This is a genomic window from Kitasatospora sp. NPDC005751 (assembly GCF_040630835.1).
Lineage (GTDB): Bacteria > Actinomycetota > Actinomycetes > Streptomycetales > Streptomycetaceae > Kitasatospora.
The window spans coordinates 140591-165058 of sequence record NZ_JBEXYC010000008.1; the positions used below are offsets into that span (position 1 = coordinate 140591).

A 24468-nucleotide genomic window follows, 5' to 3' on the forward strand; every position below is an offset into this window, starting at 1 on the left:
GGCGCCCCGCCCCGGCCGGTCCGGCCCCGCGCGCTCCCTGGGCCCTCAGCTCTTCGAACGCGCCTTGAAGGCCGCCTTGCGGGCCTCCTTGGCCACCGTCCGGTCGAGGTGCAGCTCGCCGACCGCCTCCAGCACGTCCGCCGTGTAGGGGTGGTCGACCCGCCAGAGCTCGCCGAAGTAGCTCGCCGGGTTGCCGGTCACCGGCAGGTCGGCGATCAGCTCGCGAAGCAGTTCGGCGTCGCCGCCGGTGTCGAGCAGCTGGGCGGCGAAGGTGTCGATCACCGTCCACAGCGCCATCCCCCGCTCCGGCGCGGGCACATCGGTGGCGCCGAGATCCACCAGCCAGGCCCGCGCGGCCCCGCCCAGCTCCGGGTCGTCCAGCACCTCCCGGACGGCGGGCTCGGCGGGCCGGCCGATCATGCCCAGCGCCAGCCGGCTGAGCATCCGGCGCATCGGGGCGTACGCGTCGTTGCCGCGCGACGCCGCGAGCAGCTCGCGGGCCGCGTCCACCGGCTCCCGGCCGGTCACCCAGACCTGCAGCTCCTCCTCGGGCAGCACGTTGGCGGCCTCGCAGATCCCGCGCAGCAGCTCGGCGGCATCCCCCTGGGCCAGCTCGCCGACCAGCGGCGCGTCGTAGCCGTCCTCCAGCAGCCACTGCCGGATGCCGTACTGGCCGAGCGGGGTGAGCCGGACCAGGCCGAAGCGGGCCGACTCCTCCTCGTCCAGCGGCTCGTCGCCGACCCCGCCGCCGAGGGGCTCCTGCCCCTCCTCCTCGTCGAACAGTTCCGGGTCGATCGGGCGGTAGTCCAGCACGCCGAGTTCGGCGAGGTCGTTCAGCATCGGGTCCAGCGCGACCATCACATCGGTGATGTCGCCGAGCAGCTCCTCGCTCGGCTCCTCGCCCTCCGGGACGACCAGCAGCGCGGCCAGCACGCCCAGCGGCACGGTCTCGGTGCCCGGGTCGGCGAAGGCGGTCGTCTCGTAGAGCACCTGGAGCGCCTCGTCGAGCAGCTCGGCGGCCTCCTCCCGGGCCTCCTCGACCCGCGCCAGCCGCTCCTCGTCGTCGTCATCCTCCGACTCCGGCTCCGCCGCGGCCCCGGCGCGCTCGGCCGCCTCCTCGGCGGCCTCCTCCTCCGGCAGCGAGTCGGCCTCCACGGCCAGCTCCCGGACGATCCCGGCGGCGGTCAGCCAGAGCTCCAGGACGGTCTCCGCGTCCCCCCGCTCGGCCGGCTCCAGGTCCGGCCCGGGAATGGCCACGTGCTCACCGGCGGCGGTGGTGCCGATCTCGATGAGGTCCAGGTCGCAGGCCAGCGACCAGGCCCGCATCGTCTCGACCACGGCCTCCTCCGGCGCCTCCCCCTGCTCGGGCGCGAGGCCGAGCAGCCGGGCGGCGGGCGCCCGGTCCGGACCGGTGAGGTCGCCGAACTCGTCCACCTCCCGGTGCGGGGCCGTCCAGCGGGCCAGCTTCAGCGCGTACCCGAACATCGGCACGGCCTTCGCCTGGTCGGCCAGCTCGGACTCGGCCGGCAGCCGCACCGGCGGCACCAGCACGGCGGCGTCGTCCAGGTCTTCGTCGTCCAGCCCGTGCGCGGCGAACGCCCCATAGAGGTCCTGCAGCTCCAGGTCGGCGGGCAGCACAGCGCCGACCGCCCCCTCGTCCGGCGCACCCGCCGACGAAGCCCCAGCGTTCTTACGACGTCGTCCGGCCATTGTCGCGCGTTCTCCCTACAGCCAGCGGCCGGCCGATCCGTTCCGGCCGCAGTGGATCAGCTCCCTGTGCCGGTCCACCACCTCAGCGTATAGGCCGGGCACCCCCGATGCCCGGCCTCCAGGGGCGCGCGCCGCAACCGTGCGCCCACCCCTTATCCTTCGAATCGGCACCGTGCACACCCCGCGCGGGCCACCGGGCAACGAAGCCCCTCCACCCTCCTCGCCCGGCTCCGGGACGGAGGGTCCCATGCTCACCCGCTCCACCAGGAAGTCCCCGCACCGAGGCCACCACCACAGCGCCACCGGACGGGCGCGCCGGCACACCCCGCCGACCTTGGTGGTGCCCGGCCACAGGAGACCCCTGCCATGGCGGACCTCTCCCCTGCCGGCTCCGGCCTGCGCACCGCGCAGTTCGACGGACGCCGACTGTCGGAGGCCCTGCTTCCCCTGGAGCTCGCCCCGCGCGCCCAGCTCCAGCTCGCCGCGATCAGCCGATGGAACGCGCTCCGCGGCGTCCGTGTCGGCCTCGTCGCCGGCGCCCTCCTCCTCATGCTGATCGGTGCCAACCTGGCCACGCCGATCTACCCGCTGCTCCAGCAGCGGCTCTCGCTGACCGCGCTCGACACCACGATCCTCTTCACGGTGTACGTGTTCGCGCTGGTCCCGGTGCTCGCCGCGGTCGGCCACTGGTCCGACCACCTCGGCCGGCGCGCGCTGATCCTGCCCGCCGTGGCCCTGGCCGCCGCCGGGGACGTCGTCTTCGCCACCTCGGGCAGCTTCTGGCAGCTCGCCCTCGGCCGCGCCGTCCAGGGCGTCGCGGTGGGCCTGTCCACCGGCGCCGCCGGAGCCGCCCTCGGCGACCTGCTGCCCGACCACCCCACGCTGGCGGCCAAGCTCACCCTGGCCTGTTCGGCGGGCGGCGTGGCGATCGGCCCGGTGGTCGGCGCCCTGCTGGCCGACGGCTCCGACCCGCTGATGACGCCCTTCCTGCTGCACGCCGTCGCCCTGCTCGCGCTCTGTGTGCCGCTCGCCCTGGTCCACCCCCGGATGCCCGGCCGCAGCCGCCCGCCGGCCTCCCCGCCGCGCATCACCACCCCGGCGCACCTGCGCCCGCAGCGCCTCGCCCTGCCGTCCACCGGCCGCCGGGCGTTCCTGCTGGCCTCGGCCGCCGGATTCATCTCCTACGCGGTCTTCGGCGTCTACCTCAGCCTGGCCCCGGCCTTCTCCGCCAAGCTGCTGCACACCGACTCCCGGCTGACCGGCGCCGTGGTGGCCGCGCTGCTGCTCGGCTCCTCCGCCGTGGCCCAGCTGCTCGTCCCGCCGACCGCCGACCGGCTGGTCATCGCCCTCGGCATGACCGGTCTGGCGACCGGCCTCGGCCTGGTCGTCACCGCCCAGTACACCGGCACACCGGCGCTGCTGTTCATCGGCAGCGTCCTCGGCGGCTCCTGCCAGGGGGTCGCCTTCCGCTCGCTGTTCACCGGCGCGGTGGCCGCGATGAACCCGGAACGCCGGGGCTCCGAGCTCAGCTCCCTCTGGGTCATCGTCTACCTCGGCAGCTCGCTGCCGATCGTCGGCGTCGGCGCCCTCGTCCAGCGCTACGGCCTGCTCCCGGCCACCAGCGGCTTCGTCGGCCTCGCCGCCGTCCTCTGCGTCGCCCTGGCCGTCGCCGTCGCCCGCCGGCCCCGCACCGCCTGACCGACGGGAAGGCCGCTGCCCGGTACGGATCCCGTACCGGGCAGCGGCGTTCTCGAGCCCTACTCCGCCCAGGGCTTCCAGGTCTCCGTGGAGACCTCGAACCCGACCGGCTCCGGGAGCCGAAGCGGCTCACCGAACTTCCACTCGCCGAGCACCCGGTAGCTCCCCTCGCCCCGGCCCGGCCCGGCTCACCGAACAGCCCTTCGCGGTCGCGGCACCAGCGTGGCCGCCCGCTCGCGGATATACCACTGCCGCGCGAATGATTCCCCCGAAGGGGAGACTCGCGCGGCAGTGGGTTGACGCAGGACGTCCGTCAGACGTTGAAGCCGAGGGCGCGGAGCTGCTCGCGGCCGTCGTCGGTGATCTTGTCCGGGCCCCACGGCGGCATCCAGACCCAGTTGATGCGCAGGTCCTGGACGAGGCCGTCGGTGGCGGTCCTCGCCTGGTCCTCGATGACGTCGGTCAGCGGGCAGGCCGCCGAGGTGAGCGTCATGTCGATGGTGGCCACGTCGGACTCGTCGATGTGGATGCCGTAGATCAGGCCCAGGTTGACGACGTCGATGCCCAGCTCGGGGTCGACGACGTCCATCAGGGCCTCGGTCAGGTCCTCGACGGAGACGGTGCCGGCGGTGGTGCCGACGATGACGGTCGGACCCTCCTCAGCGGAAGGGGCGGGCGTCTCGGTGTCACTCATGTGTCTGTCCTCCTCTTCTGCTTCAGTCGTTCAGGTCGTGCACGGCGGGCTGCTCGGCCAGGGCCTTGGCGGTGGCGTCCTTCCAGGCCATCCAGCTGAGCAGCGCGCACTTGACCCGGGCCGGGTACTTGGAGACGCCGGCGAACGCCACCGCGTCCTCCAGCACCTCCTCGTCCCCCTCGCCCTGGCCCTTGCTCTGCATCAGCTCCAGGAAGGCCTCCTGGACGGCCTGCGCCTCGCCGACGGTCTTGCCGACCACCAGGTCGTTCAGCACCGAGGCACTGGCCTGGCTGATGGAACAGCCCTGCGACTCGTACGAGACGTCCACGACCGTGGCCCCGTCGAGCCGCACCCGCAGGGTGATCTCGTCCCCGCAGGTCGGGTTGACGTGGTGCACCTCGGCGTCGCCGTCCCGCAGCCCCTTGCCGTGCGGGTTGCGGTAGTGGTCCAGGATGATGTCCTGGTACATCGAGTCGAGCTTCATGTCGTGGGCCGTCCCGTCAGCCGAAGAAGTTCCGGACGTGGTGCAGGCCGTCGATCAGGGCGTCGACCTCGCCCGGCGTCGAGTACAGGTAGAACGACGCCCGCGTGGTCGCGGGAATTCCGTACCGCAGGCAGACCGGCCGCGCGCAGTGGTGGCCGACGCGCACGGCGATGCCCTGCTCGTCCAGCACCTGGCCCACGTCGTGCGGGTGGATGTCGCCCAGCGTGAAGGAGATCGCGGCGCCCCGGTCCACGGCCGTGCGCGGACCGATGATCCGCAGGTCCGGGACCTCCAGCAGCCGTTCCACCGCGTACGCGGTGATGGCGTGCTCGTGCGCGGCGATCCGGTCCATGCCGATGTTCGACAGGTAGTCGATGGCCGCGCCGAGCCCGACCGCCTGGGCGATCGGCGGGGTGCCGGCCTCGAACTTGTGCGGCGCCGGGGCGTAGGTGGACGAGCCCATGGTGACGGTCTCGATCATCTCGCCGCCGCCGAGGAACGGCGGGAGGTCCTCCAGCAGCTCCTGGCGGCCCCAGAGCACGCCGATGCCGGTCGGGGCGAGCATCTTGTGGCCGGTGAAGGCGACGAAGTCGGCCTCCAGCGCCTGCACGTCCAGCACCATGTGCGGCGCGGCCTGCGAGGCGTCGATGACGACCAGCGCACCGACGTCCTGGGCCTTGCGCACGATGGCCTCGACCGGGTTCACCGTGCCGAGCAGGTTGGAGACCAGGGTGAAGGAGACGACCTTGGTCTTCTCGGTGATCAGCTCGTCGATGTTGGACAGGTCGAGCCGGCCCTCGTCGGTCAGCCCGAACCACTTCAGCTTCGCGCCGGTGCGCTGCGAGAGCAGCTGCCACGGGACGATGTTGGAGTGGTGCTCCATCTCCGTGATGACGATCTCGGAGTCGGCGTCCACCCGGTACGGCTCGTCCGCCCAGGTCAGCATGTTGGCGACCAGGTTGAGCGACTCCGAGGCGTTCTTGGTGAAGACCACCTCGTTGCGGCTCGGCGCGTTGACGAAGGCCGCGACCTTGTCACGGGCGCCCTCGTACAGCGCCGTGGCCTCCTCGGCGAGCACGTGGACGCCGCGGTGCACGTTGGCGTTGTGCCGCTCGTAGTAGGCGTTCAGCGCCTCCAGCACCTGGCGCGGCTTCTGCGAGGTGGCGGCGTTGTCCAGGTAGACCAGGGGCTTGTCGTCGTGCAGCAGGCGCTGCAGGACGGGGAAGTCCTTGCGGATCGCGTCGGTGTCGAGCAGACCCGGCAGGCCCGTGGCGGGGCCACTCGTCTCGGGGGTATGGATCACTCGGAAGCGCCACCCTTCACGTAGGACTCGTAGCCCTCTTCCTCCAGCTTGTCGGCGAGCTCGGCGCCGCCGGACTCGACGATGCGGCCGGCCGAGAAGACGTGGACGTGGTCGGGCTTGATGTAACGCAGGATGCGGGTGTAGTGGGTCACCAGCAGGGTGCCGACCTCGCCGGTCGAGCGGACCCGGTTGATGCCCTCGGAGACGACCCGCAGCGCGTCGACGTCCAGACCGGAGTCGGTCTCGTCGAGGATCGCGATCTTCGGCTTGAGGAGCTCCAGCTGGAGGATCTCGTGGCGCTTCTTCTCACCGCCGGAGAAGCCCTCGTTGACGTTGCGCTCGGCGAAGGCCGGGTCCATCTGGAGGGCCGCCATCGCCGCCTTGACCTCCTTGACCCAGAGCCGCAGCTTCGGGGCCTCGCCGCGGACGGCGGTGGCGGCGGTGCGCAGGAAGTTGGAGACCGAGACGCCGGGGACCTCGACCGGGTACTGCATGGCCAGGAAGACACCGGCCCGGGCCCGCTCGTCGACGGACATCTCCAGGACGTCCTCGCCGTCCAGCAGCACCGAGCCGCTGGTGACGGTGTACTTGGGGTGTCCCGCCAGCGAGTACGCCAGGGTCGACTTGCCGGAGCCGTTCGGACCCATGATCGCGTGGGTCTCGCCCTGCTTCACGGTCAGGTCGACGCCCTTCAGGATCTCCCGGGGGCCGGTCTCCGCCTCGACGGAGACGTGCAGGTCGCGGATTTCAAGGGTTGCCATATGTACTCAGGACTCCTGGTTGACGGAGACGAGCACATCGTCCCCTTCGATCTTTACGGGGTAGACAGCGACCGGCTTGGTGGCGGGCAGTCCGGAGGGCTTGCCGGTGCGCAGGTCGAAGCTGGAGCCGTGCAGCCAGCACTCGATCATGCAGTCCTCGACCTCGCCCTCGGACAGCGAGACGTTCGCGTGCGAGCAGGTGTCGTTGATCGCGAACACCCCCTCGTCGGTGCGGACGACGGAGACGGGCACGCCGTTGAGGTCGACGCGCCGGGGCACGTCCTCCTGGAGCTCGCTCAGCGCGCAGGCACGGAGAAAACTCATCGGCCTCAGACCGCCGCTTCCAGCTCGGCCTCGATCTTCTCCATGAGCTGCTCCTGGATCTCGGCGACGCCGATCTGCTGGACCAGTTCGGCGAAGAAGCCGCGCACCACCAGGCGGCGGGCCTCGTCGGCCGGGATGCCGCGGGCCCGCAGGTAGAACAGCTGCTCGTCGTCGAAGCGGCCGGTCGCGGAGGCGTGGCCGGCCCCGACGATCTCGCCGGTCTCGATCTCCAGGTTGGGGATCGAGTCGACCCGGGCACCGTCGGTGAGCACCAGGTTGCGGTTGAGCTCGTAGGTGTCGGTGCCCTCGGCGGCGGCGCGGATCAGCACGTCGCCGACCCAGACGGCGTGCGCGTCCTGGCCCTGCAGCGCGCCCTTGTAGACGACGTTGGAGCGGCAGTGCGGGGTGTCGTGGTCGATGACCAGACGGTGCTCCAGGTGCTGGCCGGCGTCGGCGAAGTACAGGCCGAACAGCTCGGCCTCGCCGCCGGGAGCGGAGTAGGAGACCCGCGGGTGGATGCGGACCACGTCGCCGCCGAAGGTGACCACGACGGACTTCAGCGAGGCGTCCCGGCCGACCAGGGCGGTCTGCTGGGCGGTGTGCACCGCGTCGCGGTCCCAGTCCTGGACGGAGACGAAGGTCAGCTTGGCGCCGTCGCCGAGCAGCAGCTCGACGTTGGCCGCGCGGGTGCCCGTCCCGGTGTGGTTGATCACCACGACGGCCTCGGCGAACGGCTTGACGTCGATCACCACGTGGGCGAAGCGGGTGCCGCCCTCGCCGTGCACGTCGATCTTCACCGGCTCGGTGAGCACCGTCTCCTTGGGCACGGTGACCACGAGTGCCTGCTCGAAGGCGCTGAACGCCTGGGCGGCGACCCGGTCGACCGGCTTGCCGGCCTTGCCCAGGCGGGCGTCGTCGCGGCCGACGGTCTCGGCGGTGACGCCGTCCGGCAGGCTCAGCTCGACCTTGTCCGCGCCCTTCTCCGCCTCGGCGGCGCTGCCGTCGTGCAGGCCCTTCAGGCGGTGCAGCGGGGTGAACCGCCAGTCCTCCTCGCGGCCGGTCGGCACCGGGAAGTCGCCGACCTCGAAGGAGGGCTTGACGGCGACGCGGGCGTCGATCGGCTGCTGGACGGTCGCGCGGCCGGTGCCGGGGCCGGCGAGCTGCGCGCCCGCCCCGGCGGTGCCGACCTCGATCGAACCGGCGGTGGTGGAACCGGCGGTGGTCCCAGCGACATTCAAAGGCGTGTCAGCCATGGCTGTCGTAGTGCTCTCTTCCTCAAAGTTGGTGGCTGGACTGCGTGCGGCTGTGCGTCAGCCGACGGAGCCCTCCATCTGCAGCTCGATCAGCCGGTTCAGCTCCAGCGCGTACTCCATCGGCAGCTCGCGCGCGATCGGCTCGACGAAGCCGCGGACGATCATGGCCATCGCCTCGAACTCGGTCATGCCCCGGCTCATCAGGTAGAAGAGCTGGTCCTCGCTGACCTTGGAGACGGTCGCCTCGTGGCCCATCGACACGTCGTCCTCGCGGACGTCCACGTACGGGTAGGTGTCCGAGCGGGAGATGGTGTCGACCAGCAGGGCGTCGCAGAGCACGTTGGACTTCGCGCCCTTGGAGCCCTCGCCGATCTCGATCAGACCGCGGTAGGAGGTGCGGCCGCCGCCTCGCGCCACCGACTTGGAGACGATGTTGGAGGAGGTGTTCGGCGCCATGTGGACCATCTTGGCGCCGGCGTCCTGGTGCTGGCCCTCACCGGCGAAGGCGATCGACAGGGTCTCGCCCTTGGCGTGCTCGCCCATCAGGTAGACGGCCGGGTACTTCATGGTGACCTTGGACCCGATGTTGCCGTCGATCCACTCCATGGTCGCGCCCTCGTACGCCACGGCGCGCTTGGTGACCAGGTTGTAGACGTTGTTCGACCAGTTCTGGATCGTCGTGTAGCGGCAGCGGCCGCCCTTCTTGACGATGATCTCCACGACCGCGGAGTGCAGCGAGTCCGAGGAGTAGATCGGCGCGGTGCAGCCCTCGACGTAGTGGACGTAGGCGTCCTCGTCGACGATGATCAGCGTCCGCTCGAACTGGCCCATGTTCTCGGTGTTGATCCGGAAGTAGGCCTGCAGCGGGATGTCGACGTGGACACCCTTCGGCACGTAGATGAAGGAGCCGCCCGACCACACCGCCGTGTTCAGCGCGGCGAACTTGTTGTCGCCGGCCGGGATGACGGTGCCGAAGTACTCCTCGAAGATCTCCGGGTGCTGCTTCAGCGCGGTGTCGGTGTCCAGGAAGATGACACCCTGCTCCTCCAGGTCCTCACGGATCTGGTGGTAGACCACCTCGGACTCGTACTGCGCGGCCACACCGGCCACCAGCCGCTGCTTCTCCGCCTCCGGGATGCCGAGCCGGTCGTACGTCGCCTTGATGTCGGCGGGCAGGTCCTCCCAGGACTCGGCCTGCTTCTCGGTCGAGCGCACGAAGTACTTGATGTTGTCGAAGTCGATGCCGGTGAGGTCCGAGCCCCAGGTGGGCATGGGCTTCTTGCCGAACAGCTTGAGGCCCTTGAGCCGCAGGTTCAGCATCCACTCGGACTCGCTCTTCTTCGCCGAGATGTCGCGGACGACGTCCTCGCTGAGCCCGCGCTTGGCGACGGAGCCGGCGGCATCCGGGTCGGCCCAGCCGTACTCGTAGGTGCCCAGGCCTTCGAGCTCCGGGTGCGAAACGGTGTCAGTCATGCGAGCTTCCTAACGCGCGGACGCTGAATCTTCGGTGGACGTACCGGCAGTCGGCACTGCACCGGAACCCGGACCCGCGCTGCGCAGGGAGGGCGACGATGCGGCACCGGGTGCCGGCACATAGGTGGTGCAGACCCCGTCGCCGTGGGCGATGGTGGCCAGCCGTTGCACATGGGTGCCCAGCAGTTGGGAGAAGACCTCGGTCTCCGCCTCGCAGAGCTGCGGGAACTGCTCGGCGATGTGCGCGACCGGGCAGTGGTGCTGGCAGAGCTGGGCGCCCGCCGGGGCTTTCGCCGCGGCCGACGGAACCCGCCGCACCGTGGCAGCGTACCCGTCGGCGCTGAGCGCCCGGGCGAGTGCCTCGGTCCGCTCACCGGCCTCGGCCTGGCGCAGGGCGTCCAGGTACTTCTCACCCTGCTTGCCGAACCGGGCGCGGGCAAAGGCGGCGACCGCCTCCTCGCCCGCCGCGCCGCCGCCCACCGCGTCGGAGATCCAGCGCAGCGCGTCGGCCGCGAGCTGGTCGTACGCCTGGTAGAAGGCGTCCCGACCGGACTCGGTGAGGGCGAAGACCTTGGCCGGGCGACCCCGGCCGCGGCTGCCGTAGACCCGCTGTTCACGGGCGTCGACCAGTCCTGCGGCGGCTAGGCCGTCCAGGTGACGGCGGACGGCGGCGGTCGTCAGACCGAGCCGGTTCGCCAGGTCGGCGGCGGAGGACGGACCGTGGTCGAGGATCGACCGGGCCACCCGGTCCCGGGTCGCGCGGTGACCGTCGAGCAGCACCTCGGTCGCGTTCGCGGGCACGGCGCAGCCGGGGGCCGACTCGGCCTCCTGCTGCGGGGAGTGCTCGCGCATGTTTTTCACAACACGATTGTTGCGTAATTACTTCCGCCGGGACAAGCCGTGATGCAGGCCTCACTCGTGTCATCTGTCACGCAGGTAAGCCTTACCTGACCTGCGAAAACGATCACCTGGCGCCGGTTCCGGCGGTCGTTCCGGCCCTCCTCGCCCCCCGGCGGCCCTCCGGACGGCCCGCCGACCAGGCCGTCGACCGCTCCACCCACCACCCCTTCGGCCGCCCGTCCGGTGCCGCGTCCGGCCCCGGCGCGGCCTCCCGCCCCGGGCCGCCGTGTTCGCGCCTCATACACTCGCCGGTATGCATTCCGAACCCGCGGTCCGGGTCACCGGGCTGGTCAAGCGCTACGGCACCAAGACGGCGGTGGACGGTCTCGACCTGACCCTCGCGCGCGGCGCCGTCACCGCCGTGCTCGGTCCCAACGGCGCCGGCAAGACCACCACCATCGAGATCTGCGAGGGCTACCGCCGCCCCGACGCCGGCACCGTCCGCGTCCTCGGCCTCGACCCGGTCGCCCAGGGCGCCGAGCTCCGCCCGCGGATCGGCGTGATGCTGCAGTCCGGCGGCGTGTACGCGGGAGCGCGCGCCGTCGAAATGCTCCGGCACACCGCCAAACTGCACGCCCACCCGCTGGACGTGGACGCCCTGGTCGAACGCCTCGGCCTCGGCTCCTGCGGCCGGACCACCTACCGCCGGCTCTCCGGCGGCCAGCAGCAGCGGCTCGCCCTGGCGATGGCCGTGGTCGGCCGGCCCGAGCTGGTCTTCCTGGACGAGCCGACCGCCGGCCTCGACCCGCAGGCCCGCCGCGCCACCTGGGAGCTGGTCCGCGACCTGCGCCGGGACGGCGTCACCGTGGTCGTCACCACCCACCACATGGACGAGGCCGAGCAGCTCGCCGACCGGGTCGCCGTCGTCGACCGCGGCCGGGTGATCGCCGAGGGCACCCCGGACGAGCTCTGCCGCGGCGGCGCCGAGTCCTCGCTGCGCTTCGACGGCCCGCCCGGGCTCGACCTCGCCCCGCTGCTCAAGGAGCTGCCCGACGGCGCCACCGCCACCGAGGCCTGCCCCGGCAGCTACCGCATCGAGGCGCCCGTCGATCCGCAGCTGCTGGCCACCGTCACCGGTTGGTGCGCGGCCTCCGGCATCCTCCCCGAGCGGCTCGCCGTACAGCGCCGCAGCCTCGAAGACGTCTTCCTCGACCTGACCGGACGGGACCTCCGCTCGTGACGACCACCGACTACTCGCCCGCGCCCGGCGCCGCCCCGGTCGGCCGGATGCTGCTCGCGCAGACCGCCTTCGAGACGAAGATGCTGCTGCGCAACGGCGAACAGCTGCTGCTGACCGTCATCATCCCGACGGTGCTGCTCGTGCTCTTCTCCGCCGTCGACATCGTCGCCGTCGAGGGCCCCGGCAAGCGCGTCGACTTCCTGGCACCCGGCCTGCTGGCGCTGGCCGTGATGTCCACCGCGTTCACCGGGCAGGCCATCGCCACCGGCTTCGAACGCCGCTACGGCGTGCTGAAGCGGCTCGGCGCCAGCCCGCTGCCGCGCTGGGCGCTGCTCACCGCCAAGACCGGCTGCGTGCTGGTCACCGAGGCGCTCCAGGTCGCCCTGCTGAGCGTGATCGCGCTCGCCCTCGGCTGGTCCCCGCACGGCGACCCGTTCAGCGTCGTCGCCCTGCTCGTCCTCGGCACCGCGGCCTTCTCCGGCCTCGGGCTGCTGATGGCCGGCACCCTCAGGGCGGAGGCCACGCTGGCCGCCGCCAACCTGGTCTTCGTCCTGCTGCTGCTGGCCGGCGGCGTGATCGTGCCGCTGAGCAGGTTCCCGGCCGCCGTCCAGTCGGCGCTGGAGCTGCTCCCGATCGCCGCGCTGTCGGACGGCCTCCGCTCGGTCCTCCAGACCGGCGCCGGTGTGCCCTGGGCCGACCTCGGCATCCTGGGCGCCTGGGCGGTCGTGGCCCTGGCCGCCGCCGCCCGCTTCTTCCGCTGGGAGTGACCCTCGGGGCGCGCCCCGAGGGTCAGGGCCCGCCCGGCTCGTCCGGGTCCTTGGACCGGCGGTAGCGGGCGATCTGGCGCCGGGTGGTGTGCCACCGCGACCGCGCCTGCTCGATCACGGTGTGCCACTCGCGGCGGATCTCGTCGTCGGGCGGACGCTCACCCCGGGCGATACCGACGAGCTCGTCACGCACCTCCCGGCCGAGCGCGGCCGAGCCGACGGTGACGAGCATGGCGCCGAAGAGTCCCGAGAGCGTCGCGAAGACGGCGCCCACGGCGCCGTACCGGGCGGCCGAGGAACTGAACAGGTGCGGTAGGTAGACCGTCGCACCCACCGAGTAGACCGCCGCCAGGACGCCCCCGACGACACCGAACGGGAGCAGGGCCCGCCAGGCGACCCGCCGCGCGGTGAGGATCCAGCCGCCCCAGACGAGGAAGGCCGCGGTCACCGGTGCCTCGGCCGCGGCCGCCCCCAGCTGCAGGCGCCCCCGGCCGAGGAAGCCGTAGACCAGACCGGTGGCCATCAGGTAGCCGGTGAGACCGGCCACCCACCACAGGTCGTTCAGCGTGTTGCGCACACTGAGCGGTCTGAGCTCCCAGGTCTGCTCGAACAGGCGCTGGACCGCCCGGGCGAAGCTCAGCACCGAGATCACGAGGAACACCGCTCCGAAGACACCGATGGTCGCGGCCGTGCCGGACGAGGGCGCGAACACCTGCCGGATGGCATCGGCGCCCTCCCCGGTGAGCTGGTAGCGGCCGATGATCCGCTCCGCCGTGTCCGCGTGCCCCGTCCGCGCCAGGACGCCGCCGGTGAGGATCGAGAGCGGGACGGTCGCCGCCAGCGCTCCGGCGGCCAGGGCCATCGAGCGGTCGAAGCCCACGAGCTTCTGGAAACGGCTGACGCAGCGCAGGGCGAAGGCCGGGCGAAGCCAGAACGTCAGCGTTCTGATGACGCGTTCGCGGCTGGTCCGGGCCGTCGCGCCCTCCTCGGATCTCCTCGGTCCCGTGCTGGCTGCGAGCGTAGCCCGCCCGGCCGTCGGCGGGAGCCCGCGACGCGGCCTCAGCGGCGGGTCCCGCCCTACGGGGCGAAGCCGGTCCCGCGTTCGGCGAAGATGCCCATCGCCTCCCCCAGGAACTCCACCATCCTGGGGTGGTAGGAATTGTGGAAGTCCCTCATGTCGTCGTTCTCCGCGTAGAAGAGCGCCATGCCGACGTAGGCCTTCCTGGTGGGGACGTAGAACCGGCAGGCGATGTCGAAGTGCCTGCCGACGAACTCCTGGATCTGCGGGTCCCCGGGCAGGGAGCCCTCCAGAACGGCCGCGATCTCCTTGTACAGCGCGTCCCAGTCCTGGTGGACCCGGTCCCGGTCCACGTGCTCCCAGTGGTCGGTCTCGGCAAGGCTCTTCGCCTGCTCCCCGGCCAGCGCCCGGCGACACTCGTCCTCGTACTGATTCCCCATGGCACCGATTCCCGTGATTCCTGTGCCCCGTCGGCGAATTCCCCGGGGCCCGACCGACCTGCCGACGTTGATCAACTGCTCGGTCCCGGCCGAACAGTGGCACACCCCCGCAGGGGCGGCAATCCGTTTTGTTCGGCCCGGCGCCGAGCGCCCGGCCCGGTTCGGCACCGCCCCCGCCCGCACCGGGTGATGCCGTCCGATACGTTCGACCGCATCCCGTGGCAGGACGGGCCCGGATCTACGCGCGAGGGAAGTCATGGCCGCCATCCACCGCACCACCATGAAGCCCACCAAACTGGAGCTGCTCACCGGCTGGCTGCCGAAGCAGAGCTGGTACGTGGGCACCGCAGGCACCCCGGAACTGACGACGGCCGGCGGGTTCCGGCTGGACGATCCGGCGGGCGAGGTCGGGATCGAGTTCATGGTCGTGGTGGACACCTCCGCGCCGGAACCGGTCGCGTACCTGGTGCCGCTGGCCTACCGGGGGACGGCGCTGGCGGATGCCCCCGCCGAGGCGCTGATCGGCACCTCCGAGCACGGGGTGCTCGGCACCCGGTGGATCTACGACGGCGCCCACGACCCGGTGGTGACGGCGCAGTCGCGCGCGCTCCTGCGCGGCGGGGCCGTCCCGCAGCACCAGAGCCTGAGCGACACCCCCGACCCCGGCGTCACCGTGCACGGCGCACCGGCCGCCGAGGCGTTCGACGTCCGGCTCAACCGCGTCCTGCGGCCCACGGAGGCCGCGGATGCCGCGAAGGGCCCTGCCGCGCGCCTGGTCGCCGGGTGGACCTGGCCGGACGGCACACCCGCCCGGGGCGTCTTCGCGACCGTCACCCCGGGCTAGCAGGCCACGCGGGACCCCGGCACAGAGCACGGTGGCCCCCGCTCGTCGTGCGAGCGGGGGCCACCGTGCGATCGGCCGCGGGCGTCAGCTCTCGCTGCCGCCGCTGCGGCGCTTGCGGGCCAGCAGGACGAGCGCGCCGCCGAGCAGGACGACGCCGCCACCGGCCGCGGCGATGATCGGGGTGGCGTCGCTGCTACCGGTCTGGGCGAGCACCGGCCCCGGGGTGGCGGTGCTCGGCGCCGGGGTGGGCGTCCGGGTCGGGGTGGGCGTCGCCGTGGGGGTCTTGGTGGGGGTCGGCGTCGGGCTCGACGTCGGGGTCCTGGTGGGCGTGGGGGTCAGGGTGGGCGTCGGCGTCGGGGTTGCCGTGGGCGTGGGGGTGGGGGTGGGGGTCGGGGTCTTGGTGGGCGTGGGGGTCGGGGTGGGCGTCGGGGTCTGGCAGACCTCGATCGTCTTGGTCTCCGTCTTGTTCCAGTCGGCGTTCTTCGGGTCCTCGGTGGTGGTGACCACGAAGGTCGCGCTGACCGGCTTGGCGTGGTCCTTCACCGGGAACGTCCCGTGGAACTCCTTGCCGAACGGCTTCTGGTCGAGCACCTTCTCGCCGTCGACGGTCAGGCTGACGACGTTCTTCACACCGCTCGCGTCGCTGTAGTTGGTCAGATCGATCACGATCTTGTCGCAGGTCACCTGCCACTTGGGCGCGTGCGCCGAGGCGCTGGTCGCCAGTGCCAAGGGCAGCAGGACGGCGGCTGCCGCCGTCCCCGCCAGTGCCGCGTTCCTGATGCCGATCTGCCGCCGCTGTCGCGCCATTTCGTTGTCCCCTCCGAACGGTCTTGCGCAGCAGGCTTGTTGAAAGGCTCGCGGTGGCCCGCCACGACTGTCCGGGGGACTCTACCGGCACACCCTCACCTCCCCACACCCCGCCGTACGACCGGATTTCGACTGTCCGTCCGGCCTCGGTTGTGCAAGGAGCAGCCCATCACGGCGGCGACCTCGTACGACACCCGTTCGGCGAACTTGAACGTATTCCGTCACAGTGGCGCAAACGCACTGCCCCCGGCGGTCGAATCCGACCACCGGGGGCAGCACTACGGTCGCCCGGCGGGCCGTCAGGCCTTCCTGGCCGCCCGGCGACGGGCGGCCACCACGATCGCGCCACCGGCGGCGATCACGACGGCGCCGGCGATCGTCAGCGGGACGACCGGGCCGGAGCCGGTGTGGGCGAGGCCGCCTCCGGTGGTCGCCTCCGCCGACGGGGCGGCCGAGGCGCTCGGCACCACCGCCACCGACGGGGAGGCGGAGGCCGCCGGGCTGCCCGTGGCGCCCGGGCCCGGTGTGCCGGTCGTCGGAGCGGACGGGCTGCCGGAGCCGCCCGGGGTCACCGAGGCGCCGGGCGTCGCCGGCGTGCTCGGGGTCACCGACGCGCTCGGCGTGGAGGACGGCGACGGCGAACCGCTCGGCACCACCGGCGGCACGGTCGGCACGGTGGTCGGCGGCACCTCGGTGTTCAGGCAGCCGGTGAACGGGTAGTGGTGCGTCTCCGCGCCGCCCTTGCCGGTCAGCGACTTGGCGATCACCGAGCCGTTGACCGGTCCGCCGCTGCCGAGGTCGAAGGCGGCGTTCGGCGCCAGCACGGTGCCGGCCCAGGCGGCCTGGCTGTTCTTGACCACCTTGGTGGCGGTCGGGAAGTTCCAGAGCAGCTTGGCCCGGACCGCCCCGCCCGACGCGCTCTGCAGCTTGTCGTCCAGGACGTAGGCCTTCTTGCCCTCGTCCCACAGGTGGAAGCCCGTGGTCCGGGCGGCGGCCATGTCGTAGCTGTCGCCGGTCACGGTGACGACGGTGACCGATCCGACCGGCACCTTCACGAAGACGTCGGTGGCGCCCTGGAGCGTCGCCGCGCTGACGGTGAAGCTGTTGAGCGTGGCGTCGGCGCTGCTCAGGTAGAGCTGCGCGCCCTTCGCCTCGACCTTGGCGCCGGCGGTCTGCGCCCCGGCCGCGAGGGCGGTGGCGGCCGAGCGGAGCTTGGCGAACTCGGCCTTGAAGTCGATCGGGGAGGCGCCCTGACTGATCTTGCCCTGATGGGCGTCCACCACGGCGCCGGGGGCCTTCGAGCCGTAGACGCCGTTGCCCTTCATCACCTGGGTGTTGTGCCCGGTGATCTTGCCGGCGACGACCAGCGCGTTGCCGCCGGGAAGCGCCGCGACCTGGTCCGCGGTCAGTTCCTGGCCGATCGAGAAGCCGCCGGTGAAGTCCGCGTTGCCGCCGACCGCCACCGCGCCCTCGGCGTCCGGCGTGTGGGTGTCGTCGCCCTCGATGAACTCCCCGTAGAGATTGGCGACGCCGAGGCTCTGGCACTGCCGGCCGGGCTCGGCCGCGTGCGCGGCCGGGGCGATCAGACCGGCCAGGGCGAGGGATCCGCCGAGTGCGAGCGCTGCGGCGGGTGTGGGTATGCGCATGTGCAGGATCTCCGCTTACGTGCGGGGGTGGGAGCGGTCCCGGAAAAAGGTATGGACCAAGCCGCACTCTTTCGGCCACCGAGTGATTGGTCAAGACCAATGTCCGCCTTGCCCGAACAGTCCCGTTCGGGCCGAACGGCCCGCCCCGGGACCCACCGGACGGCCCCCGGGGCGACGGACCGGACGGCACCCGCCCGGCGCGACCCCGCCCCGCCCCAAGATCGGCTGTAAGGCCGCCTACGATTGACCCCGTGCCTACCCCCTTCTCCCTGCTCGCCGACCGCTGGCAGCCGTCCGCCGCCATGGTCCGGCGCGCCGCGTTCGCCGCGCTGGTGATGAGCGTGGTGATCGTCGTGACCGGCGGAGCCGTCCGGCTCACCGCCTCCGGCCTCGGCTGCACCACCTGGCCCCGCTGCACCGGCGAGAGCATCACGCCGACACCCGAAATGGGCCTCCACGGCATCATCGAGTTCACCAACCGGATGCTGACCTACGTGCTGAGCGCCGCGGTCGGCTGGGCGATCCTCGCCGCCCGCTGCCACCGGCCCTGGCGGCGCGGTCTGAGCAGGCTCGGCTGGGCCCAGTTCTGGCTGGTGATGAGCAACGCCGTGATCGGCGGCATCACCGTGCTGACCGGCCTCAACCCCTACACGGTCGCCGTCCACCTGATCTCCGCGATGGCCCTGGTCTGGGTCGCGCTGCTGATGTGGGAGCGCTCGCGCGAGGGCGACGGCCCGCCGCGGCCGGCCGTGGCCGGTCCGATCGTCCGGCTCTCCTACGTCCTGGTCACCGTGATCGGCCTGCTGGTGGCGGCCGGGACGCTGGTGACCGGTGCCGGGCACCACCCCGGGACGCCCAAGGACAACAAGCTGGTGCCGCGGATCCCCCTCGACTACGACCGCCTCGCCCAGGTGCACGCCGACCTGGCGTTCGTCTCGGTCGGCCTGGCGGTCGCGGTGCTCTTCGTGTTCGCCGCCGTAAAGGCCCCGCCGGCCGCCCGCGCGCGGGCCCGCGAGCTGCTCGCGGTGCTGCTGCTGCAGGGCGTGCTCGGCTTCGTCCAGTACTTCACGGACGTCCCGGAGCTGCTGGTCGGCATCCACATGCTGGGCGCCACGCTCACCTGGATCGCCGTCCTGCGCATCCCGCTGGCGCTGCGCGTGCGCGAGGGCGCCGCGCCCACCGCGCCGCTGCCCGCGCAGGCGCCGCGGACCGCCGCGGTCTGAGCGTGCGAGAGGGGCCCCGGGGAAACCCGGGGCCCCTCTCGCGTGCTCGGCGCGGCCTCAGCCGCCGATCTGGATACCGGCCATCCGCTTCCACTCGTACGGGCCGGTCCTGACCTTCAGGCCCAGCTCGCCCTCGAAGCTGTCGTGCAGGGTGACCCCGGCCAGCTCGGCGGCCCGGCGGCCGACGGCGTAGTTCGGGGCGACCTGGTCGCCCCAGGCGCCGTCCGCGCCGACCACGACGATCCGGGTGGCGACGGTGCCCACGTACTCGACGACGCCGTCGGCGCTGCCGCCGTGCTGCTTGGCGAAAGCGGTCAGGTGCTTGGCGATGCGCTTGGCGCGGCGCTCGACGCGGGCGTCCGGCGCGGCGGGGGTGGCGGTCTCTGCGCTGCTCATGCCCGCATGCTACCGATCGGTAGCGGAGCTGGCGACGGGACCGGGCTGTGCACCGGACCACATACTGGAGCGGTGACCTTCCAAGGCTGGCCGGCCGAGGCCCTAGAGTTCTACGAGCACCTGGAGACCGACAACTCCAGGACCTTCTGGCAGTCCCACAAGGACCGGTACGAGCACGCCGTGCGGGAGCCGATGGAGCGACTGCTCGCCGAGCTGGAGCCCGGGTTCGGGCCGGGCAAGATCTTCCGCCCCAACCGGGACGTCCGGTTCAGCGCCGACAAGTCCCCGTACAAGACGCACATCGGCGCCCACCTCGAGAGCGGTGGCTACATCCAGCTCTCCGCCGACGGCCTGGCCTGCGGCAACGGGCTGTACCGGCTCGCCCCGGACCAGCTGGCGCGCTACCGGGCCGCCGTCGCCGAGGAGGTCGGCGGCGCCGAGCTGGAGCGGGTGATCGCCCGGGTCCGCGCGGCCGGGCCGGAGGTGGTCGGCCGGGACAGCCTCAGGTCCGCGCCGCGCGGCTACCCCCGGGACCACCCGCGGATCGAGCTGCTCCGCCACAAGGGGCTGGTCGCCTGGCAGGAGTGGCCGCCGGCGGCGTGGCTCGGCACCCGGGCCGCCCACGACCGGATCACCGGCTTCCTGCGGGCCTCCCAGCCCCTGCGGGACTGGCTGGACGACCGGGTGGGACCCTCCGAACTGCCCCCGCGCTGAGACGCGGAAGGGGCCCCGGTCCGAAGACCGGGGCCCCTTCCGCGTCGGCGGCTACTTCACGAACGGATCCACCGCGATCACCACGAACAGCAGCGTCAGATAGGTGATCGACCAGTGGAAGAGGCGCATCTCCTTGAGCTTCGCACCGACCACCCCGGCCTTGGCCCGGGCGTACAGTCCGTGCGCCTCCTTCAGCCAGGCCGCGCCCAGCACGACCGCCGAGACGGGGTACAGCCAGCTGGTCTCCGCCAGCGGCCAGAGCGCCAGCGAGACGGCGACCATCACCCAGGAGTAGAGGACGATCTGCTTGGCGACCGCCAGGTTGCCCTTGACCACCGGGAGCATCGGCACGCCGGCCCGCTCGTAGTCCTCGCGCACCTTCATCGACAGCGGCCAGTAGTGCGGCGGCGTCCAGAAGAAGATGACCAGGAAGAGCACCAGCGCCGACCAGGACACCGAGCCGGTGACCGCCGCCCAGCCGACGAAGACCGGCATGCAGCCGGCGATCCCGCCCCAGACGATGTTCTGCGCGGTGCGCCGCTTCAGCCCCAGCGTGTAGACGAACACGTAGAACAGCAGGGCCGACAGCGCCAGCAGCGAGGAGAGCGCGTTGACCAGGAAGCCGAGCCAGAGCGTGGAACCGACCGCCAGCGCGATGCCGAAGACCAGCGCCTCGCGCGGTGACACCATCCCGGTGACGAGCGGCCGCCGCTCGGTGCGCGACATCACCGCGTCGATGTCGCGGTCGATGTACATGTTGAGGGCGTTGGCGCCACCGGCCGACAGGTAGCCGCCGATGACCACCTCGAGGACCAGCAGCGGATCCGGGACACCGCGCTGCGCCAGGAACATCACCGGGACGGTGGTGATCAGCAGCAGTTCGATGATCCGAGGCTTGGTCAGTGCGACGAATGCGCCGACACGGGCCCCGAACGGCCGGTGCGCAGGCGTCGCCCCGGTGACCCCGGCGGGACGGGATTCGACGGCGGTCACTAACACCCCAACTGAAGATGAATCTCCGCAGGCGTCCACCGGAACGATGTTCCCGAATCGTCCGCTCTGCGCGTACCACGCCACCTTAGACGCTCCATATCTCCCCACCGGCTCCGGGGTCCCCCGGGCGGGGCGGAACGCACACCCCTGGGTGAACCCCTGGGCGAACACACGAAGCCGACCTGCTGCGATACCTGTCCCCCGTCCCGGCCCCCGAACGGGCAGAGGCCGTGAAACCGGGAGAGGCTGGGACAAAAGAACCCTTCGAACCCTCGTGGGAATCGCCATACGGAAATGCCCGTTGTCTCAGCACGGAGGGTGATCCCCGACCCGGACGGTAGGCTCGCACCGAGAAGCGGGATCTACCCTCCGTGACCGGCACCACCCAGCGTCCGGCCCCATCGACGTGGCCGACCCGGTCCCCTTCACGGGGTCACTCTTCACAACGGAAGGAGCCCTGAGACAGGGTGAGCACGACGCCGACGAATGCATTCGAGTGGTCCGAGCTGGACGAGCGGACGGTCGACACCGCCCGCGTCCTGGCCATGGACGCGGTCCAGAAGGTCGGCAACGGACACCCCGGGACGGCCATGTCGCTGGCCCCGGCGGCGTACCTGATCTTCCAGCGCTTCCTGCGCCACGACCCGACCGACCCGGCCTGGGTGGGCCGCGACCGTTTCGTCCTCTCTCCCGGGCACACCAGCCTGACCCTCTACACGCAGCTCTACTTCTCGGGCTACGGCCTGGAGCTGGACGACCTCAAGGCGTTCCGGGTCGCGGGCAGCCGCACCCCGGGCCACCCCGAGCACGGTCACACCGCGGGTGTCGAGACCACCACCGGCCCGCTCGGCCAGGGCATCGGCAACGCCGTGGGCATGGCGATGGCCGCCCGCTTCGAGCGCGGTCTGTTCGACCCGGACGCCCCCGCCGGCGAGTCGCCGTTCGACCACACCATCTGGGCCATCGTCTCCGACGGCGACCTGGAGGAGGGCATCTCCGCCGAGGCCTCCTCGCTGGCCGGCCACCAGAAGCTGGGCAACCTGGTCGCGCTCTACGACGACAACCACATCTCGATCGAGGGCGACACCGAGACCGCCTTCTCCGAGGACGTGCTCAAGCGCTACGAGGCGTACGGCTGGCACGTGCAGCGGGTCGCCCCGAAGTCCAACGGCGACATCGACGTGGCCCTCGTGGCCGAGGCGCTGGCCGCGGCCAAGGCCGAGACCTCCCGCCCGTCGATCATCGCGATGCGCACCATCATCGCCTGGCCGGCCCCGGACGCGCAGAACACCGCCAAGGCGCACGGTTCCGCGCTCGGCGCCGCCGAGATCGCCGCCACCAAGAAGGTCCTGGGCTTCGACCCGGAGAAGACCTTCGAGGTCAGCGACAAGGTCATCGAGCACGCCCGCCAGGTGATCAAGCGCGGCAAGGCCGCCCGCGACGAGTGGCAGCGCTCCCTCGACGCCTGGCGCGCCGCCCACCCGCACCGCGCCGCCGAGTTCGACCGCATCCAGGCCGGCGAGCTCCCCGACGGCTGGAAGAAGGCCGTCCCGGTCTTCGCGGCCGGCAAGGACGTCGCCACCCGCAAGGCCTCCGGCGAGACCCTCAAGGCGCTCGGCGCGGTGATCCCGGAACTGTGGGGCGGCTCGGCCGACCTCGCGGAGTCCAACCTCACCACCATCGACGAGGACAGCTCCTTCCTCCCCGAGGGCAACCCGCTGAAGTCGGCCAGCCCCTACGGCCGGACGATCCACTTCGGCATCCGCGAGCACGCCATGGGCTCGACCATGAACGGCATCGCGCTGCACGGCGGGACCCGGGTCTTCGGCGGCACCTTCCTGGTCTTCGCCGACTACATGCGCCCGGCCGTCCGCCTGGCCGCGCTGATGAAGCTGCCGGTCACCTACGTCTGGACGCACGACTCGATCGGCCTCGGCGAGGACGGCCCGACCCACCAGCCCGTCGAGCACCTCGCCTCGCTGCGCGCCATCCCGGGCCTGTCGATGGTCCGCCCGGCCGACGCCAACGAGACGGCCGTCGCCTGGCGCACCATCGTCGAGCGGCACAGCAGCCACCCGGGCCCGGTCGGCCTGGCGCTCACCCGCCAGAACGTCCCGACCTTCGACCGCGAGGTCTTCGGCTCCGCCGAGGGCACCGCGAAGGGCGGCTACGTCCTGGCCGAGGCGTCGACCGGCGACCCGCAGCTGATCCTGCTCGCCACCGGCTCCGAGGTCCAGCTGGCCGTCAGGGCCCGCGAGGTCCTGGAGGCCGAGGGCGTCGCGACCCGCGTGGTCTCGCTGCCGTCCTTCGAGTGGTTCCAGGAGCAGGACCAGGCCTACCGCGACAGCGTGCTGCCGCCGTCGGTCCGGGCCCGCGTCTCGGTCGAGGCCGGCATCGCCCAGGGCTGGCGCGAGCTGGTCGGCGACCACGGCCGGATCGTCTCGCTGGAGCACTTCGGCGCCTCCGCCGACTACCAGGTGCTCTTCGAGGAGTTCGGTCTGACCGCCGAGCGGGTCGTCGCGGAGGCGCACAACGCCCTGCGCTCGCTCGAAGCCGTCAACCGCTAGTACCGCCTGGGCCGCGTGCCCGCCCGCACAGCGGGTACGCGGCCCGTCTGACGACCCCACAGACAGATGAAGACAGAAGAAGGACTGAGCACCATGACTGACGCACTGAAGCGCCTCAGCGACGAAGGCGTGGCGATCTGGCTGGACGACCTCAGCCGGAAGCGACTGAACACCGGCAACCTCGCCGAGCTGGTACAGAACAAGCACGTGGTGGGCGTCACCACCAACCCCACCATCTTCCAGAAGGCCATCGGCGGCGGGGACTCCTCCTACGACGGCCAGCTGCGCGACCTCGCCGTCCGCAAGGTCACCACCGACGAAGCCGTCCGCATGATCACCACCTCGGACGTCCGGGACGCCGCCGACGTGCTGCGCCCGGTCTACGACGCCTCCAACGGCCGCGACGGCCGGGTCTCCATCGAGGTCGACCCGCGGCTGGCCCACGAGACGGCCGCGACCGTCGCCGAGGCCAAGCAGCTCTGGTGGCTGGTCGACCGCCCGAACGTCTTCATCAAGATCCCCGCCACCAAGGCCGGCCTGCCCGCGATCGCCGAGGTCATCGGCAAGGGCATCAGCGTCAACGTCACGCTGATCTTCTCGCTGGAGCGCTACCGCGCGGTGATCGACGCCTTCCTGACCGGTCTGGAGGCCGCCAAGGCCAAGGGCCTGGACCTCTCGCAGATCGAGTCGGTCGCCTCCTTCTTCGTCTCCCGCGTGGACACCGAGATCGACAAGCGCCTCGACGAGGTCGGCGGCGACGCCAAGCAGCTGCGCTCCAAGGCCGCCCTGGCCAACGCCCGCCTGGCCTACCAGGCGTACGAGGAGGTCTTCGGCAGCGTCGACGGCAAGACCGCCGGCAGCGACCGCTGGAAGGCCCTGGAGGCCGCCGGCGCCAAGCCGCAGCGCCCGCTCTGGGCCTCCACCGGCGTCAAGGACCCGGCCCTGCCGGACACCCTCTACGTCACCGAGCTGGTCGCCCCCGGCACCGTCAACACGATGCCCGAGGCCACCCTGGAGGCCACCGGCGACCACGGCGTGATCACCGGCGGCACCATCGTCGCCAACTACGCCGACGCCACCGAGGTGATGGCCGCCATCGCCGCCGCCGGCGTGGACTACGACGACGTGGTCCAGGTCCTGGAGGACGAGGGCGTCCAGAAGTTCGAGCAGTCCTGGAACGAGCTGCTCGACACCGTCACCGCCTCGCTCGCCTCGTTCGCCGACGAGAAGTGACCCCTGCTCACAGCCAGCGCACGAAAGCGGAGCACATCCA

Annotated in this window: 23 protein-coding genes; 8 read left to right on the forward strand and 15 right to left on the reverse strand. The window is 71.9% G+C overall.

Going from position 1 to position 24468, the window contains the following annotated elements; all coding sequences use genetic code 11:
* Positions 1-45: 45 nt before the first annotated feature.
* Complete coding sequence (locus ABZ497_RS11455) at positions 46-1710, reverse strand: hypothetical protein (RefSeq protein ID WP_359804418.1); 1665 nt, start codon at positions 1708-1710, stop codon at positions 46-48.
* A gap of 366 nt (positions 1711-2076) precedes the next feature.
* Between ABZ497_RS11455 and ABZ497_RS11460 the strand changes: the two genes are divergently transcribed.
* Entirely contained in the window at positions 2077-3408 is a 1332-nt protein-coding gene (locus tag ABZ497_RS11460; protein ID WP_359804419.1) for an MFS transporter, read from the forward strand.
* 313 nt (positions 3409-3721) lie between these two features.
* Here ABZ497_RS11460 and ABZ497_RS11465 read toward each other — a convergent pair whose 3' ends face one another.
* The 8 genes from ABZ497_RS11465 to ABZ497_RS11500 are packed head-to-tail and all read right to left on the reverse strand — an operon-like array spanning position 3722 to position 10552.
* Complete coding sequence (locus tag ABZ497_RS11465; RefSeq protein ID WP_359804420.1) at positions 3722-4102, reverse strand: metal-sulfur cluster assembly factor; 381 nt, start codon at positions 4100-4102, stop codon at positions 3722-3724.
* A 22-nt stretch (positions 4103-4124) separates the two neighbouring features.
* Complete coding sequence (gene sufU, locus ABZ497_RS11470; protein WP_329490031.1) at positions 4125-4586, reverse strand: Fe-S cluster assembly sulfur transfer protein SufU; 462 nt, start codon at positions 4584-4586, stop codon at positions 4125-4127.
* A gap of 16 nt (positions 4587-4602) precedes the next feature.
* Entirely contained in the window at positions 4603-5850 is a 1248-nt protein-coding gene (locus ABZ497_RS11475; protein WP_329492289.1) for a cysteine desulfurase, read from the reverse strand.
* A 35-nt stretch (positions 5851-5885) separates the two neighbouring features.
* Complete coding sequence (sufC, locus tag ABZ497_RS11480; protein ID WP_359804421.1) at positions 5886-6650, reverse strand: Fe-S cluster assembly ATPase SufC; 765 nt, start codon at positions 6648-6650, stop codon at positions 5886-5888.
* Between the two features lie 6 nt (positions 6651-6656).
* A complete protein-coding gene (locus tag ABZ497_RS11485; RefSeq protein WP_352288157.1) occupies positions 6657-6974 on the reverse strand; it encodes a bifunctional 3-phenylpropionate/cinnamic acid dioxygenase ferredoxin subunit in 318 nt (105 codons plus the stop codon).
* A gap of 5 nt (positions 6975-6979) precedes the next feature.
* Complete coding sequence (gene sufD, locus ABZ497_RS11490) at positions 6980-8227, reverse strand: Fe-S cluster assembly protein SufD (protein WP_329490028.1); 1248 nt, start codon at positions 8225-8227, stop codon at positions 6980-6982.
* Positions 8228-8284: 57 nt separating this feature from the next.
* Positions 8285-9700 (reverse strand): Fe-S cluster assembly protein SufB, encoded by a 1416-nt coding sequence (gene sufB / locus ABZ497_RS11495; RefSeq protein WP_329490027.1) that lies wholly within the window; start codon positions 9698-9700, stop codon positions 8285-8287.
* Positions 9701-9709: 9 nt separating this feature from the next.
* On the reverse strand, positions 9710-10552 hold the full coding sequence (locus ABZ497_RS11500) for an HTH domain-containing protein (RefSeq protein WP_329490026.1): 843 nt from the start codon (positions 10550-10552) through the stop codon (positions 9710-9712).
* Positions 10553-10853: 301 nt separating this feature from the next.
* Here ABZ497_RS11500 and ABZ497_RS11505 point away from each other — a divergent pair, with 301 nt between their 5' ends.
* Together ABZ497_RS11505 and ABZ497_RS11510 are read left to right on the forward strand one after the other, a co-directional pair.
* Positions 10854-11780 carry an ABC transporter ATP-binding protein gene (locus tag ABZ497_RS11505; RefSeq protein WP_359804422.1) on the forward strand — a complete coding sequence of 309 codons (927 nt, stop codon included), beginning with the start codon at positions 10854-10856 and terminating at the stop codon, positions 11778-11780.
* Positions 11781-11827: 47 nt separating this feature from the next.
* Entirely contained in the window at positions 11828-12547 is a 720-nt protein-coding gene (locus ABZ497_RS11510) for an ABC transporter permease (protein ID WP_359804453.1), read from the forward strand.
* Between the two features lie 22 nt (positions 12548-12569).
* On the opposite strand, the gene ABZ497_RS11515 is transcribed toward ABZ497_RS11510, so the two are convergent.
* Positions 12570-13427 carry a YhjD/YihY/BrkB family envelope integrity protein gene (locus tag ABZ497_RS11515; RefSeq protein WP_329490024.1) on the reverse strand — a complete coding sequence of 286 codons (858 nt, stop codon included), beginning with the start codon at positions 13425-13427 and terminating at the stop codon, positions 12570-12572.
* A gap of 197 nt (positions 13428-13624) precedes the next feature.
* Entirely contained in the window at positions 13625-14005 is a 381-nt protein-coding gene (locus ABZ497_RS11520) for a TipAS antibiotic-recognition domain-containing protein (RefSeq protein WP_359804423.1), read from the reverse strand.
* A gap of 256 nt (positions 14006-14261) precedes the next feature.
* On the opposite strand from ABZ497_RS11520, the gene ABZ497_RS11525 reads away from it, so the two are divergent.
* Positions 14262-14849 carry a 1,4-alpha-glucan branching protein gene (locus tag ABZ497_RS11525; protein WP_359804424.1) on the forward strand — a complete coding sequence of 196 codons (588 nt, stop codon included), beginning with the start codon at positions 14262-14264 and terminating at the stop codon, positions 14847-14849.
* Between the two features lie 84 nt (positions 14850-14933).
* Here the strand turns inward: ABZ497_RS11525 and ABZ497_RS11530 are convergent, their stop codons facing one another.
* Together ABZ497_RS11530 and ABZ497_RS11535 are read right to left on the reverse strand one after the other, a co-directional pair.
* Positions 14934-15656 (reverse strand): LAETG motif-containing sortase-dependent surface protein, encoded by a 723-nt coding sequence (locus tag ABZ497_RS11530; RefSeq protein WP_359804425.1) that lies wholly within the window; start codon positions 15654-15656, stop codon positions 14934-14936.
* A 299-nt stretch (positions 15657-15955) separates the two neighbouring features.
* Entirely contained in the window at positions 15956-17302 is a 1347-nt protein-coding gene (locus tag ABZ497_RS11535; RefSeq protein ID WP_359804426.1) for a choice-of-anchor A family protein, read from the reverse strand.
* A 302-nt stretch (positions 17303-17604) separates the two neighbouring features.
* On the opposite strand from ABZ497_RS11535, the gene ABZ497_RS11540 reads away from it, so the two are divergent.
* The gene (locus ABZ497_RS11540) at positions 17605-18525 is read left to right on the forward strand and encodes a COX15/CtaA family protein (RefSeq protein ID WP_329492287.1); all 921 of its coding nucleotides are present in this window, start codon (positions 17605-17607) and stop codon (positions 18523-18525) included.
* Positions 18526-18582: 57 nt separating this feature from the next.
* Here ABZ497_RS11540 and ABZ497_RS11545 read toward each other — a convergent pair whose 3' ends face one another.
* A complete protein-coding gene (locus tag ABZ497_RS11545; RefSeq protein ID WP_359804427.1) occupies positions 18583-18921 on the reverse strand; it encodes a hypothetical protein in 339 nt (112 codons plus the stop codon).
* Positions 18922-18993: 72 nt separating this feature from the next.
* Between ABZ497_RS11545 and ABZ497_RS11550 the strand changes: the two genes are divergently transcribed.
* Complete coding sequence (locus ABZ497_RS11550) at positions 18994-19635, forward strand: DUF2461 domain-containing protein (RefSeq protein WP_329490018.1); 642 nt, start codon at positions 18994-18996, stop codon at positions 19633-19635.
* A 51-nt stretch (positions 19636-19686) separates the two neighbouring features.
* Here ABZ497_RS11550 and ABZ497_RS11555 read toward each other — a convergent pair whose 3' ends face one another.
* Positions 19687-20628 carry a heme o synthase gene (locus ABZ497_RS11555; protein ID WP_359804428.1) on the reverse strand — a complete coding sequence of 314 codons (942 nt, stop codon included), beginning with the start codon at positions 20626-20628 and terminating at the stop codon, positions 19687-19689.
* A 467-nt stretch (positions 20629-21095) separates the two neighbouring features.
* On the opposite strand from ABZ497_RS11555, the gene tkt reads away from it, so the two are divergent.
* Both tkt and tal read left to right on the forward strand, forming a co-directional pair.
* On the forward strand, positions 21096-23195 hold the full coding sequence (gene tkt, locus ABZ497_RS11560) for a transketolase (protein ID WP_329490016.1): 2100 nt from the start codon (positions 21096-21098) through the stop codon (positions 23193-23195).
* Between the two features lie 93 nt (positions 23196-23288).
* Positions 23289-24428 (forward strand): transaldolase, encoded by a 1140-nt coding sequence (gene tal / locus ABZ497_RS11565; RefSeq protein ID WP_329490015.1) that lies wholly within the window; start codon positions 23289-23291, stop codon positions 24426-24428.
* Positions 24429-24468 lie beyond the last annotated feature (40 nt).

What these genes read in the sequence shown, in the direction of transcription:
- ABZ497_RS11510 (WP_359804453.1), top strand. Translation starts at nt 11,828, where the DNA reads ATGCTGCTCGCGCAGACCGCCTTCGAGACGAAGATGCTGCTGCGCAAC.
- sufB (WP_329490027.1), bottom strand. Translation starts at nt 9,700, where the DNA reads ATGACTGACACCGTTTCGCACCCGGAGCTCGAAGGCCTGGGCACCTAC.
- sufC (WP_359804421.1), bottom strand. Translation starts at nt 6,650, where the DNA reads ATGGCAACCCTTGAAATCCGCGACCTGCACGTCTCCGTCGAGGCGGAG.
- ABZ497_RS11460 (WP_359804419.1), top strand. Translation starts at nt 2,077, where the DNA reads ATGGCGGACCTCTCCCCTGCCGGCTCCGGCCTGCGCACCGCGCAGTTC.
- ABZ497_RS11545 (WP_359804427.1), bottom strand. Translation starts at nt 18,921, where the DNA reads ATGAGCAGCGCAGAGACCGCCACCCCCGCCGCGCCGGACGCCCGCGTC.
- ABZ497_RS11525 (WP_359804424.1), top strand. Translation starts at nt 14,262, where the DNA reads ATGGCCGCCATCCACCGCACCACCATGAAGCCCACCAAACTGGAGCTG.
- tal (WP_329490015.1), top strand. Translation starts at nt 23,289, where the DNA reads ATGACTGACGCACTGAAGCGCCTCAGCGACGAAGGCGTGGCGATCTGG.
- ABZ497_RS11540 (WP_329492287.1), top strand. Translation starts at nt 17,605, where the DNA reads ATGGTCCGGCGCGCCGCGTTCGCCGCGCTGGTGATGAGCGTGGTGATC.
- ABZ497_RS11535 (WP_359804426.1), bottom strand. Translation starts at nt 17,302, where the DNA reads ATGCGCATACCCACACCCGCCGCAGCGCTCGCACTCGGCGGATCCCTC.
- ABZ497_RS11485 (WP_352288157.1), bottom strand. Translation starts at nt 6,974, where the DNA reads ATGAGTTTTCTCCGTGCCTGCGCGCTGAGCGAGCTCCAGGAGGACGTG.
- sufD (WP_329490028.1), bottom strand. Translation starts at nt 8,227, where the DNA reads ATGGCTGACACGCCTTTGAATGTCGCTGGGACCACCGCCGGTTCCACC.
- ABZ497_RS11500 (WP_329490026.1), bottom strand. Translation starts at nt 10,552, where the DNA reads ATGCGCGAGCACTCCCCGCAGCAGGAGGCCGAGTCGGCCCCCGGCTGC.
- ABZ497_RS11520 (WP_359804423.1), bottom strand. Translation starts at nt 14,005, where the DNA reads ATGGGGAATCAGTACGAGGACGAGTGTCGCCGGGCGCTGGCCGGGGAG.
- ABZ497_RS11455 (WP_359804418.1), bottom strand. Translation starts at nt 1,710, where the DNA reads ATGGCCGGACGACGTCGTAAGAACGCTGGGGCTTCGTCGGCGGGTGCG.
- ABZ497_RS11505 (WP_359804422.1), top strand. Translation starts at nt 10,854, where the DNA reads ATGCATTCCGAACCCGCGGTCCGGGTCACCGGGCTGGTCAAGCGCTAC.
- ABZ497_RS11465 (WP_359804420.1), bottom strand. Translation starts at nt 4,102, where the DNA reads ATGAGTGACACCGAGACGCCCGCCCCTTCCGCTGAGGAGGGTCCGACC.
- ABZ497_RS11530 (WP_359804425.1), bottom strand. Translation starts at nt 15,656, where the DNA reads ATGGCGCGACAGCGGCGGCAGATCGGCATCAGGAACGCGGCACTGGCG.
- sufU (WP_329490031.1), bottom strand. Translation starts at nt 4,586, where the DNA reads ATGAAGCTCGACTCGATGTACCAGGACATCATCCTGGACCACTACCGC.